12 protein-coding genes are annotated in these 11973 nt (G+C 63.5%); 8 read left to right on the top strand and 4 right to left on the bottom strand.

The genetic code is table 11. The annotated features are described in order from the left end of the window. Positions 1-21 precede the first annotated feature (21 nt). Together DSC91_RS20495 and DSC91_RS20490 are read left to right on the top strand one after the other, a co-directional pair. Positions 22-780, top strand: coding sequence for a TraB/GumN family protein (locus DSC91_RS20495; protein ID WP_115780615.1), 759 nt, complete (start codon positions 22-24; stop codon positions 778-780). Positions 781-1008: 228 nt separating this feature from the next. Further along, complete coding sequence (locus tag DSC91_RS20490) at positions 1009-1503, top strand: GNAT family N-acetyltransferase (protein ID WP_115780614.1); 495 nt, start codon at positions 1009-1011, stop codon at positions 1501-1503. Between the two features lie 159 nt (positions 1504-1662). Here DSC91_RS20490 and DSC91_RS20485 read toward each other — a convergent pair whose 3' ends face one another. The 3 genes from DSC91_RS20485 to DSC91_RS20475 are packed head-to-tail and all read right to left on the bottom strand — an operon-like array spanning position 1663 to position 3654. Further along, on the bottom strand, positions 1663-2547 hold the full coding sequence (locus DSC91_RS20485) for a cytochrome c oxidase assembly protein (protein WP_115780613.1): 885 nt from the start codon (positions 2545-2547) through the stop codon (positions 1663-1665). A gap of 9 nt (positions 2548-2556) precedes the next feature. Next, entirely contained in the window at positions 2557-3018 is a 462-nt protein-coding gene (locus DSC91_RS20480; RefSeq protein WP_115780612.1) for a copper chaperone PCu(A)C, read from the bottom strand. An 18-nt stretch (positions 3019-3036) separates the two neighbouring features. Further along, positions 3037-3654, bottom strand: a complete 618-nt coding sequence (locus DSC91_RS20475; RefSeq protein WP_373291783.1) for an SCO family protein — start codon at positions 3652-3654, stop codon at positions 3037-3039. Between the two features lie 28 nt (positions 3655-3682). Between DSC91_RS20475 and DSC91_RS20470 the strand changes: the two genes are divergently transcribed. The 3 genes from DSC91_RS20470 to otsA all read left to right on the top strand — a co-directional run bounded on the left by DSC91_RS20470 (position 3683) and on the right by otsA (position 6359). Further along, complete coding sequence (locus DSC91_RS20470) at positions 3683-3973, top strand: hypothetical protein (protein ID WP_162831445.1); 291 nt, start codon at positions 3683-3685, stop codon at positions 3971-3973. A 108-nt stretch (positions 3974-4081) separates the two neighbouring features. Beyond that, positions 4082-4831 carry a trehalose-phosphatase gene (gene otsB, locus DSC91_RS20465; RefSeq protein ID WP_115780610.1) on the top strand — a complete coding sequence of 250 codons (750 nt, stop codon included), beginning with the start codon at positions 4082-4084 and terminating at the stop codon, positions 4829-4831. Between the two features lie 67 nt (positions 4832-4898). After that, the gene (gene otsA / locus DSC91_RS20460; RefSeq protein WP_115783389.1) at positions 4899-6359 is read left to right on the top strand and encodes an alpha,alpha-trehalose-phosphate synthase (UDP-forming); all 1461 of its coding nucleotides are present in this window, start codon (positions 4899-4901) and stop codon (positions 6357-6359) included. 161 nt (positions 6360-6520) lie between these two features. On the opposite strand, the gene DSC91_RS20455 is transcribed toward otsA, so the two are convergent. Continuing rightward, entirely contained in the window at positions 6521-8356 is a 1836-nt protein-coding gene (locus DSC91_RS20455) for an ABC transporter ATP-binding protein (RefSeq protein WP_115783388.1), read from the bottom strand. Between the two features lie 692 nt (positions 8357-9048). On the opposite strand from DSC91_RS20455, the gene DSC91_RS20450 reads away from it, so the two are divergent. The 3 genes from DSC91_RS20450 to DSC91_RS20440 all read left to right on the top strand — a co-directional run bounded on the left by DSC91_RS20450 (position 9049) and on the right by DSC91_RS20440 (position 11878). Then, entirely contained in the window at positions 9049-10113 is a 1065-nt protein-coding gene (locus DSC91_RS20450) for a glycosyltransferase family 4 protein (RefSeq protein ID WP_115780609.1), read from the top strand. A gap of 286 nt (positions 10114-10399) precedes the next feature. Further along, positions 10400-11254, top strand: coding sequence for a hypothetical protein (locus tag DSC91_RS20445; protein ID WP_115783386.1), 855 nt, complete (start codon positions 10400-10402; stop codon positions 11252-11254). A gap of 159 nt (positions 11255-11413) precedes the next feature. Then, a complete protein-coding gene (locus DSC91_RS20440; RefSeq protein WP_115780608.1) occupies positions 11414-11878 on the top strand; it encodes a DUF2214 family protein in 465 nt (154 codons plus the stop codon). Positions 11879-11973 lie beyond the last annotated feature (95 nt).

Here is an 11973-nt window from a genome sequence, read left to right as displayed (position 1 = left end):
TGCCTGTCCACACGAGGCTGCATGTACCTACAACTCACCGGCACCAATGTCCGTTTGCTCGGCTCGATGCATCTGTTTCCGGCAACGAGCCGCAGAACGCCGCCATGGATCGCCGAAGCGTATGACTGGGCCGAATCGCTGGTCTTCGAATCCGATCCGCCGACGATCCTGCCGTTTCTGAAGGCTCCGCCACAGGGCGGCGCCGATCAACTGCAGCCCTTGCTGTCCGTCGATGCCTGGAAGCAACTCCAGGCTGTATGGCCGGTCGAGGGTCCGCTGGCGCCGCTCGTCGATTTGCATCCGTGGGCTGCGCTGATCGTCGCACCGACGCTGTTTCAGCAAGTCGTCGAAGGTGTCGAGCCGCGCATGCTGCGCTCGGCGCAGACGCAAGCCAAACCGTACCGGTATCTCGAGACGGCGCAGGAAGTAGCGGCATCGCTCGAATCGATTTCGCTCGAAGCAGTCGGCACCGCGCTCGGCATGCTGATGTCCGATCTCGACGAACCGCAGCGCACACTCGAGCGGATGCACGCCGCCTGGCTGCATGGCGATTTGCAGGCCGTCCACCAGATCGCCGTCGAATCGCCGATGTTCAATCTGCCCGGCATCCGGCACGCCATTCTCGATGCGCGCAATCGCGCGTGGGCGGCGCGCGTGACGGCGTTGCTCGGGCGGCCGGAGCGGACCTTGGTGGTGGTGGGCGCGCTGCATTTGTGCGGGTCCGGTAACCTGATCGATTGTCTCGCGCAGCCGGTCGAGCCGGTTTTTGCAAGCGCCTAAGCAGGGTTGCGGCTGGCGGGCGCATCGGTGCCGTTCACCGCGAAGCGTCCTCGCCCCGAATGTGTGACGTGGTGGCGGTGCGATCGGGCGCATGCCGGCTGAATGCTGCATGCGTGTGGGTCGCCGCCGGACTCGCCCATAGCGGCGCGGCATAGCCTAAGATTGCCACGCGCGGCATAATTTCGCATTGCCGCTCCCTGCAGGCTGACCTCTTTTTGAAGCCTTTCCATGACTGAATCGCAGCAAGCCGCCGCCACGCGACTGGCACAACTCGAATGGCGCTGGAAAGCGTTCGAAGATCTCACGGCCGTGGAGGTCTATGCGATGCTGGCCGCGCGCAGCGCAGTCTTCGTTGTCGAGCAAAACTGCCTGTATGGCGATATCGACGGACTCGATTCAGATGCCTGGCACCTGTTTGCCTTTGGCGTCGGTGAAAAGAGGCCGCCGCTCGCGGGCTATCTGCGCGTGCTGCTGCCGGATGCGGCCGACGCCGATATCCGCATCGGCCGGGTACTGACCACGGCGGATTTCCGCGGCATCGGCCTCGGCAACGCAATGCTCGAACGTTCGCTCGCGCATATTCGGGCGCAGTGGCCCGGTACGCCGATCCGTTTGCATGCGCAGGCGCATCTGCAAGGTTTTTACGGCGCGTTCGGCTTTACGCCGGTGTCGGAGATTCACGAGGAGGACGGCATCCCACACGTGTGGATGCGTTCGGCCTGATCCAAACTGCTACAGGCTCGGCTCGGCTCGGCTCGGCTCGGCTCGGCTCGGCTCGGCTCGGCTCGGCTCGGCCCAGGTCAACCCCGCCCGGCTCAACCCAGCTCAGCCCGGCGCGCGCCGAGCGGCTTCAAATGCCGCGACTTCAAAAGAACCGAAATTTCAGCGACGGCTGCTCGCAGCAGCTGACACGGGCTGCGCCAGGTCTTGCGCCGCCTTCACGCGCCGCTCGCCGCGCAGCCGTCCGCGCGCCGACAAGCGCATCCAGTGACGCAACGCCACCAGCGCGCCGATCACGCTCATCATCGAGCCGGGAATCCACAGCAACAGTCCGCCGATCTGCTGATCGCGCAGCGGGCTCAGCCACGTGAAGGCGCGCCCGCAGATCGAGTAGATCGGATACAACTCGCGCGGCGTAAAGAAGATAAACGCGCCGAGCATGATCTGCGGCGGAATCGCGGCGATCACCACCAATACGCGCTTGCCGGGCGACAAACGCGCCGGCGGCGCCGGACGCGGATCGAGCACGAGCCACCAGAACAGCAGGCCGTCGATCACCATGCTCCAGTTCATCACGCGATAGAGCCGCCAGTCGAGCATCGCGACGAAATGGACCGGCGACATCAGCCAGAAGTAGATCAACCCGACGAACAACGTGACGGCGACCACGGGATGCATCACCACATCGAGCAGTTTGCGTACGACCGGAGTCGCCAGTGCGGGCCGCACGAAGCGTTGCCGCCAGCTGAATGGAATGCCCGCGCGCAATGCAGCGCCCGGATAGGAGAGGGCGATAAAGAACGGCCCGAGGTGATGCAACACCAGGTGCTGCGCGCGATGCATGAAGAACTCATGCTCGAAGAAATAGTCGAGCCGCGTATGCAGCGCGACATACAACGCGACCAGTCCGAACCAGAAGGAAATGCGCCGGAGAATCGACACCTTCGCCTTGTGTGCGCCACGCACGAAAAGAATCGCGGGCACCAGCAAGGCGATGACGACCGTCGGCGAAAACTCCCAGGGATCGAGCCAGTAGAGCAGGTTCATCGCAAGGCGTTACTTGGTCTGTGCGGGCGACTTGACGGCGAACGGCGTATCGAGCGTTTCGCCGTCGGAGAACTTCAGTGTCAGATGCACGGTGTCGCCCGGCGCGACCTTGTGCTTCGCGTCTTCGAGCATCACGTGATAGCCGCCCGGGGCGATCGCCACCTGGCCGTGCGCGGGCACCGTCAACTTGTCGACCATCACCATTTTTTGCGTCGAGCCGTTCGACACGGTTTGATGCAGCATCGCGTCGCCGTAGTCGTTGCTGGAAATGTCGACGAGGTCGACCGGCTTGTCGCTCGCGTTCACCAATGTTGCGTAGCCGGCGGCGGGAAGGTTGTTCGGCAGCCAGCGCACCCACGCGTCCTTGACACTGATCGCATTGGCGCCGGCGGCATGCGCGGCGGAAGCGAATCCGAATGAGAAGGCGAAGGTGCAGCTCAGTGCGGCTAACGTTTTGATCTTGATCGACATGGGTGAATTCGGGAAAGGTCAGGAACGGTCATCAATAATGCGGCGCAGGTCTTGCGCGATCGCATCGGGCGTATCGTGATCGGTGGCGAGCAGGCGTGCACGGCCTTGCCGGTCGAACACATAGACGGCCGAGCTATGGGTGACTTCGTAGTTGCCACTGGGGTCGCGTTTTTCCATCTGATAGGCGACCCGGTAACGCTTGGCGAGCGACTCGATCTGCCAGTCAGTGCCGGTCAGGCCTTCGGCGTGCTGCGAGTCGAACGCGCCGACGTAATCATGCAAAGCTTTGGGCGTGTCGCGTGCCGGGTCGACGGTGATGAACAGGATGCGCACTTTTTGCGCGTCCGGGCCGAGGTCGCCGAGCACTTGCATCAGACGCCCCATCGTTTCTGGGCAGACGTCCGGACAATGCGTATAACCAAAGTAGACGAGCGACGTGCGGCCCTTGAACGAATCACCGGTTACGGCGCGGCCGTCGTCGCCGGTTAGCGTGAAATCGAGATCCGGCAGGTGGCCGGTCACATTGGTCAGCTGGAACGGTTCGGTGCGGTGCGTGCAGCCCGCCAGCACACCGAGCGCGCCCGCCGCGACAGTCAGCGCGAGCAGGCGCCCGGGCCACGCTTGGCGTGACGCCAAGCGGTTCAGCTGTCGGTGGCGGGACGAGATGATGGGGAACAAAGCAGGGTTCAATTACTCGATTGAAGAGCGGCGCGTGACGCCGCCCATGAACGGACACGGCGTGGTTCAAGCACAACGCGCGGCCCGCCATGGTGTGCAAATAGGGTCGTCGCTGCAATGGTCTGCGTGGCAGCGACTGTATCGCAAAATCTCCGATGACGTCGCGCAGCACCCGCGGGCGAGCGGTTTGCGAGGCAATTTGACGCAGGCGGCTGAAAGCTCGGTGAAGCCGGATGGTTCTCGTTTTGAACGCAATCGTGAACGGCATCGGCTGTGATGCCCGGCCGGGCTTGTGTCCCGGCTTACTTTCTCGAAAAATTGACGGATGCGCGGTAAGATGCGCACACTTTTCCGGCCGCAGAAGGCTGAAAGGCAAAATTAACCGATGCAAGCACTTCCAGCTGTTCTGTCTCCTGGTGAGACGGCATTTTTCTTCGACTTCGACGGCACGCTCGTCGAGCTCGCGCCCACGCCGGACGGCGTGTTCGTGCAACCGCGCGTGATCGGCTTGCTGAGCGAGTTGCGCAGCCTCACGAACGGCGCAGTCGCGATCGTGTCGGGCCGCGGTATCGACAGCATCGACGGTTTTCTCGGCATGGCCGATCTGCCGATCGCCGGCCTGCACGGCGCCGAGCGGCGCGACGCGAACGGCGACACGCAGCGCATCGGTTTTCACGACGAGCGCCTGTTGCGCATGGAGCAGGTGCTTGCGCAGGTCGTCAACGAACATCCCGGCATGCTGCTCGAAATCAAAGGCGCGGCGCTGGCGCTGCACTACCGCAACGCGCCGGACCGCGAGCCGGTGGCGCGCGAGGCGACCGAGCGGCTGGTTGCCGACTATCCCGGCTCGTATGTGTTGCAGCCGGGCAAGATGGTCTATGAAATCAAGCCGAAGGACGTCGACAAGGGACGCGCGATGCGCGCGTTCCTGGAAGAGCCGCCGTTCGTCGGCCGCAAGCCGGTGTTTGCCGGCGACGATCTGACCGACGAGAAGGGCTTCGCCGTCGTCAACGAGCGCGGCGGCCTGTCGATCAAGGTGGGCGCGGGGGACACGATGGCGCATACGCGCATCGAGTCGGTCACCGCGCTGCTCGACTGGCTGGAATCGATTGTCGCGACCGCACGCGGAGCGTGATGGTGACGCCGCCGGTAATGCCGTATCGCCCAACGACCATGACTTACTGCATCGGGAATCGCGCTTCATGAGCCGACTGATCATCGTATCGAACCGGGTGGCACCGATCTCGGAGGGCGGCCCGGCGGCGGGCGGCCTGGCGGTCGGCGTGTACGACGCGCTGAAGGAAACCGGCGGCATGTGGTTCGGCTGGAGCGGCGACGTGCTGAGCTCGGGCCAGCCGCAGATCAAGGTGGAAGAGCGCGGGCCGGTGACCTTCGCGACCATCGCGCTGATGCGCCGCGACTACGACCAGTACTACCGCGGTTTTTCGAACGCCACGCTGTGGCCCGCCTTCCACTATCGCGCCGATCTGCTGCAGTACGACCGGCACGACTTCGAAGGCTACTGCCGCGTCAATGCGTGGCTCGCCCAGCAACTCGTCCCGCTATTGCGTGAAGACGACGTGATCTGGGTCCACGACTATCACCTGATTCCGTTTGCCCAGGCGTTGCGCGCGGCCGGCGTGAAAAATCGCATCGGCTTCTTTCTGCATATTCCGTTTCCGGCGTCGCAGGTTCTGCTGGCGGTGCCGCCGCATCGCGAGCTGGTCGAAGCGCTGTGCTCGTTCGATCTGCTCGGTTTCCAGACGGCGCCGGATTTGCGGGCGTTCTGCGACTACATCGTCAACGAGGCGAACGGCACGGTCGACGTGTCCGCGAGCGGCCCGCTGACCGTCCATGCGTACGGCCGCACCTTGCGGGCGGCGGCTTATCCGATCGGTGTCTATCCGGACGAAATCGCCGAGCTCGCGAAGGCGGGTGACCGCGGCAAGCCGGTGCGCACGATGAAGACGGCGCTCCATTCGCGCAAGCTGATCATGAGCGTGGACCGGCTCGACTATTCGAAGGGACTGGTCGAACGTTTCCGTGCGTTCGAGCGCCTGCTGGAGCACTTCACCGCGCAACGCAACAAGGTGTCGTTCCTGCAAATCGCGCCGCCGACGCGTGCGGACATGCACGCGTATCAGGACATCCGCCTGCAGCTCGAAGGGGAGTCTGGGCGCATCAACGGCCGCTTCGCCGAACTGGACTGGACGCCGATCCTGTACATCCACAAGCAGTACGAGCGTTCGGTGCTGGCCGCGCTGTTTCGCACGGCGCATGTCGGCTACGTCACGCCGTTGCGCGACGGCATGAACCTCGTCGCCAAGGAATATGTGTCGGCGCAGGATCCGGACAATCCGGGCGTGCTCGTGCTGTCACGCTTTGCCGGCGCCGCGCAGGAACTGGATGGCGCGTTGATTGTGAACCCGGTCGATATCGACGGGATGGCCGAGGCGCTCGCCAAGGCGCTGGAGATGCCGCTTGCGGAGCGTCAGGCGCGTTATCGCGACATGATGGTGCAGCTGCGCGAGAACAATGTGTCGGTGTGGCGCGACAACTTCATGCGCGACCTTCAGAACGTGGACGGGGCGAAGAGCGCCAGAACCGTGAAGGTGCGTGCTGGATCGGGTAGGAAAGCGGGGCGCGAAACGTTGGCCGGATAGAGGGCTGAAAGGCGGTTATCCGGCTGCCTGAACCTGCCCCGCAAAACCCTGGCCTGAAAAACAAAACCCCATGCTCCGAAAAACGCGGGGTTGGTCAGCAAACAGAAAAGCCGCTCTCGAGCGGCTTTTCTGTTTGCTGATGAAGCGCGGCGATGCGTTGCTTAAACCACGTGCTGCTCGTCCACCTTCTTACCGCCGACATGCAGCGTGGTGCCCTTGCCGTACTGCTTCGACAGCAGATCGCGGTACAGGCCCGGCCGCTGACGCAACTCTTCCGGGCTGCCGTCGTCGATCACCTTGCCGGCACTCATCACGATGATCCGGTCGAAGTTGTTCAGCGTCGACAACCGGTGGGCGATCGCGATTACCGTGCGGCCTACCATCAACCGGTCGAGCGCCTTCTGGATCGCTTCTTCCGATGCGCTGTCGAGCGCCGAAGTGGCCTCGTCGAGCAGCAGGATCGGCGCGTTCTTCAGGATCGCACGCGCAATCGCGATGCGCTGACGCTGTCCGCCGGAGAGCTTCACGCCACGGTCGCCGACGATCGTGTCGAACCCTTCCGGCATGGCTTCAATGAAATCGCTGCAGCGGGCTTCGCGCGCGGCAGCGACCACTTCTTCCCGGGTCGCTTCAGGGCGGCCGTAGGCGATGTTTTCGTACACCGTGCGATGGAACAGGGAAATATCCTGCGGCACCAGCGCGATTGTGTGGCGCAGGCTGTCCTGGGTGATCGCGGCGATGTCCTGGCCGTCGATCTTGATGGCGCCGCCCTGCGTTTCATAGAAACGCTGCAGCAACGCCAGCACGGTGGATTTGCCCGCGCCCGACTTGCCGATCAGACCGACCCGCTGGCCCGGCTCGATATGCAGGTCGAAGTGATCGAGAATCGGCCGGCGGCGCGGGTAGGCGAACGTCACCCCTTCGAAATCGACGCGGCCGCCTTGCGGGATGAGTTCGGTGGCGCCGTCGCGGTCCGGCATGCCGTGCGGCTCGAGCAGGGTGCGAACGGCTTCCGCGAGCCGCGCGACGTGCTGTGTGACGTCGACCAGCGCCACGGCCAGATCGCGTGTGCCGTGCAGAATCGTGAAGCCGAGCGAGCTGACCAGCACGATGTCGCCCGAGGTCGCCCTGCCTTGATCCCACAGCCACAGCGCCCAGCCCAGCAAGCCCGCCGACAGCAGCGCGGTGATCACCGCATGCAGCAGGCGCAGCTTTTCCAGATACAGCAGGCTCTGCTGGCGCGCTTCCATTTCCGCTTTGACGGTCGCGCCGAAACGTTGTTGCTCGCGAAACGTCATGCCGAAGGCGCGCACGAGGCCCATGTTGCTGATTACGTCGACCAGCTCGCCGTCCACCGACGCCGCTTTCGTCGCGAAATGGTGATGCCGCGCGGAGCCGCGCCCGGCAAGTTTGTAAAGCACGACCGACAGAATGGCCGAGCACAGCATCAGGCCGCCCGCCATCAGCGGATTCACGGCGGTGATCATGACGATCGCGCCGAGCACGGCGATGCACGGCGGCAGCACGTTCCAGGCGGTAGTGTTCTCGGCGGTGTAGACCGCGTTCGAGGTTGCCGTGATGCGGCTCGCCAGCATGCCCGGCTGCTTCTCCGAGTAGTAAGTCGGCGAGTGGCCGCTCAAATACTGGAACAGGTCGCGCCGCAAGTCGCCGGTCACAGCCACGAAAGTATGCGCGGCCACCCATCCGCCGACCCGCCACAGCAGGTTGTCAGCGGCGATCAGGCCGACCAGGATGGCGAACGCGCCCCACAGCGGACCGGGGTGATGCCTGCCTTCGCCCAGCACGTCGATCAGATGCTTGATCGCGTATTGCGAAGCGAGCGCACAGCCCACGGCCGCGAACACGCTGCACAGGACGGTCGCATGCGCGAGCGGATGGCGGCGGATAAAGCGGAAAAGAAACGCAAGCGGCCGGTGCGCATAGCTCGCAAGCTTTGCGTTCTGGGCATTACGCTGGGCGATGGTTAAGTGTTCCAATTGATCGTGAGGTCGGTGTGTTTCAGGTTTTGCATGCAAGGCATGGGCCACGGCAAAAGCGTTCGCCGCGAAGCCGATGCTTCGCATTGTAAACATGCAAAAGCGATTGCGCCCTGTGTATCCGGGCGACGGCGCGACTGATTTCGCGATAGACGACCGCGACCTACTGTTGCTCGACCCGCCGATGGCGCGGTGGTTCACGCAGGCTGCGGAATATTTCGGGATATAATTACAAATTGCATTCAACTGCGGTGCGGTATTTCTTCAATACCTGCCGGCAAAGTTGACACAGGACCTTACGGCTGCCGTCTTCGGGTCAGCGTTGCAGGCCAGTGGCTACTGTAGAACTGTCTTATAAAACAAGGGTTTGTAAAGTGTTTCGCCTTTGTAACAACGTAAAGACTTTGAAATGTTGTGGTGCAGCGAGATCCCCGGCATTGATAATGCATGCTCTGCTGGCCCACCGAAATATCTGACAGTTTGTCAACGTAGCAGCCATGTGTGCGTTTACCGGCACATGTGCAGACAGCGAACTGCTGATCTGGGCTCACTACCCAAGCGATCCATCGCAGGATTTCTCGAAAGAATCAGGCCCGCGCCGGCATATCCGGCCAGACTGCCCTGGCGAGCAAGCGAGTCGCTTTTACCAAACGCAGTACTTTTGCCTGATTTTTTACGAGGAGTTCTTCATTATGCGAATCGCTCAAATCGCTCCCTTGCACGAGGCAGTTCCTCCCAAGCTTTACGGCGGGACGGAACGCGTGGTGTCCTACCTGACCGAAGCGCTGGTTGAGCAGGGTCATGACGTCACGCTTTTCGCAAGCGGCGATTCGCAAACCTCGGCAAAGCTCGAAGCATTCTGGCCGCAGGCGCTGCGCCTCGACCCGACCATCCGCGACGTGATGGCGCCGCACATGCTGCTGCTCGAAGAAGTGCGCCGCCGCGCGGACGAATTCGACGTGCTGCATTTCCACATCGATTACTACCCGTTCTCGCTGTTTGCCCGCCAGCCGGTGCCGTTTGTGACGACGCTGCACGGCCGTCTCGATCTGCCGGAACTGCAACCGATCTTCAACACGTTCAGCGACGTGCCGGTGGTGTCGATTTCGGACAACCAGCGCATTCCGCTGCAACAGGCGAACTGGCTGCAAACCGTTTATCACGGTCTGCCGGAAAACGTGCTTACGCCGATCAAGGACGTCGAGCCGGGCTACCTCGCATTCCTCGGCCGCGTCTCGCCGGAGAAGGGGCTTGACCGCGCGATCCGCATCGCCGGCCAGGCAGGTATGAAGCTCAAGGTCGCCGCCAAGATCGACAAGGCCGACCGTGCCTATTACGAAGAAGTGATCAAGCCGCTGATGGCGCTCCCGCACGTCGAATACATCGGCGAAATCGGCGAAGCCGAAAAGCGTGAGTTTCTCGGCAATGCGCATGCACTGGTGTTCCCGATCGACTGGCCGGAGCCGTTCGGCCTGGTGATGATCGAAGCCATGGCGTGCGGTACGCCGGTCGTCGCGTTCAATCGCGGTTCGGTGCCGGAAGTGATCGAAAACGGCGTGTCGGGTTTTGTCGTCGAAGACGAAATCAGTGCGGTTGCCGCTGTGAAGCGTCTGCACACGCTGCCGCGCGCCAAGGTGCGTGCGGCGTTCGAATCGCGTTTCTCGTCGAGGGTGATGGCGCAGAACTACGTCGCCACCTACGAAGAACTGCTGCGTCAGAAGCACCGCACGGTGCTGCGCGAAGTCAACGCCGGCTAAGTACGGTACTCAAAGGCAGTCAGGCCGGCTTGCCGGCGCACTTTCGGCGCCACGAGCTCGGCGCCCCCGGCTAGGCGCCCCCCAGCGCTCAGATGGTCCGGCTGCCCCAGCAACGCCCCGCGTGCATCTCGCCTGCGGGGCGTTGTTGCATGCGCGCCGCGATTTTGCGCGTGTGCGGCAAAAAGTACGGTTTTGGGACCGGCAAGCATGAGCCTGTCTCGGTAATATCCCTATAATGGCCGTGCCGCAAATCTGGCTGCGGCGCCGCAGACGACAGGAGGATGCCTTGGCGAGAACGAAAGAGACGCGTGCGAACGCGGCGCCCGGCGCCGGAACGATTTTCGCGCTGCGCGCCATCGGTCTCGTGCTCCTCGCTCGCTGGCTTTTTTCGATGGCGCAGATGGACCTGGGCGCGTCGTTGTCGGCGATGGTGTCCTCACCGTGGGCGTGCATCAATCTGGTGTTCCTGTTCCTGCTGATCTTCCTGCCGGGCGCCCGCGCCGTGGCCGAGCGTCCGTTGCATCCGCTGCCGCAATGGTTGCGGCAAGCGGTGCGTCTGTTTGCTTTCCTCGGATTCCTGTTTGCGGTCTGGTCGGTCGGCGCGTTTGCGGCGAGCGCCGGTTGGCGGCGCGCCGCGCAGGCGGTGGCGGCTACCAATGGCTGGCTGTTGGCGGCGCCGGCGTTGTACGCGGCGGTGGTGTGGATTTGCCGGCCGCGCGCGCTGTGGCGGACCAATATCGCCGCGCGGCGCTTTGCGATCGGCCGCTATGCGGTCGCGCTCGATCCGGCTACGCGTACCGTGGTCGTCTGGGCCGAGCGTCGCAAGGTGGGGCAGTACGACGCCCGCGAATTGTCCGTGCGCTGGGCGGCGGCGCCAGGCGCAAACGCGCCGCCGGCGCCTACGCCCGCGGTGGCGTTCGGCGTTGCCGGAGAGCCGGGCGGGCCTGCTGCGCCGCGCGGCTCGGTCGGCGCGCCTGCGCTGGTGCGCGGCGGCTTCGGCCGGCGTCCGAAAATCGAATTGCTGTGGGATTCGCCGGCTGCGGCGGGCCACAACCGGCAGACCGTGTTTCGCACCGCGCTGACTAGCGAGGGCGATCGGGTCGCCGCCCGTGCGCTCGACACATCGTTGCGGCAAGTCTGAAACTGTCACTGCGTGCAGTCGGCCACATCACGCGCGCGAAGCAGACGTCGTAAAGTGAACGGTAGTTGATAATAAGAAGCGTAAGAAAAGTGCCGCCCGGCGTTTCAATGGGCGAGTGAGACATACATCGATCGTATTGCGTCGTTTGCAGGAGTCGCTATGCTGGTTCGCTGGTTGCTTGCCGCCCTTCATCTGCTTGCGTATGGCTTTGCCCTTGCGTCGATTCTTCGGCGCACCTGGTCATTGCGGCGAGCCAGCGTGCCCGCTGCGTTGCGATCCGTATTCCGCTCCGATGCGCGGTGGGGCATTTCGGCGTTGGTGCTGATCGTCACCGGTCTGATGCGCGCCTTCGGCGGTTTCGAAAAGGGCGCCGGCTATTACCTGCATGAGCCGCTTTTCCACGTCAAGATGACGCTGCTCGTGCTGATACTCATCCTCGAAGTCCCGACGATGCTCGGCCTGATGCGCTGGCGCGCCAGTATCAGAAAAGGCGAGCCGCCTGACTTGCGAAATGCGCGCAGGTATGCGCGTTTCAGCGTGATCCAGACCGTGCTGCTGGTGTTGATGGTGTTCGCGGCGACCGGCATGGCGCGCGGTATCGGGCTGCCTGCGGGCGTGGTTTAGCCGCGCGTTGGGCGTTGTCCGGTTCGTCGCCCTGATTCGCGACACGTCGCGCGCATAGAGCGACGTCGAGCGCTCAGGCGAGAAACGTCGCGCGC

This window comes from Paraburkholderia caffeinilytica (assembly GCF_003368325.1).
Classification (GTDB): domain Bacteria; phylum Pseudomonadota; class Gammaproteobacteria; order Burkholderiales; family Burkholderiaceae; genus Paraburkholderia; species Paraburkholderia caffeinilytica.
This window is presented reverse-complemented; position numbering and strand designations above follow the sequence as displayed.

What these genes read in the sequence shown, in the direction of transcription:
- otsA (WP_115783389.1), top strand. Translation starts at nt 4,899, where the DNA reads ATGAGCCGACTGATCATCGTATCGAACCGGGTGGCACCGATCTCGGAG.
- DSC91_RS20440 (WP_115780608.1), top strand. Translation starts at nt 11,414, where the DNA reads ATGCTGGTTCGCTGGTTGCTTGCCGCCCTTCATCTGCTTGCGTATGGC.
- otsB (WP_115780610.1), top strand. Translation starts at nt 4,082, where the DNA reads ATGCAAGCACTTCCAGCTGTTCTGTCTCCTGGTGAGACGGCATTTTTC.
- DSC91_RS20470 (WP_162831445.1), top strand. Translation starts at nt 3,683, where the DNA reads ATGATGGGGAACAAAGCAGGGTTCAATTACTCGATTGAAGAGCGGCGC.
- DSC91_RS20485 (WP_115780613.1), bottom strand. Translation starts at nt 2,547, where the DNA reads ATGAACCTGCTCTACTGGCTCGATCCCTGGGAGTTTTCGCCGACGGTC.
- DSC91_RS20450 (WP_115780609.1), top strand. Translation starts at nt 9,049, where the DNA reads ATGCGAATCGCTCAAATCGCTCCCTTGCACGAGGCAGTTCCTCCCAAG.
- DSC91_RS20480 (WP_115780612.1), bottom strand. Translation starts at nt 3,018, where the DNA reads ATGTCGATCAAGATCAAAACGTTAGCCGCACTGAGCTGCACCTTCGCC.
- DSC91_RS20495 (WP_115780615.1), top strand. Translation starts at nt 22, where the DNA reads ATGTACCTACAACTCACCGGCACCAATGTCCGTTTGCTCGGCTCGATG.
- DSC91_RS20490 (WP_115780614.1), top strand. Translation starts at nt 1,009, where the DNA reads ATGACTGAATCGCAGCAAGCCGCCGCCACGCGACTGGCACAACTCGAA.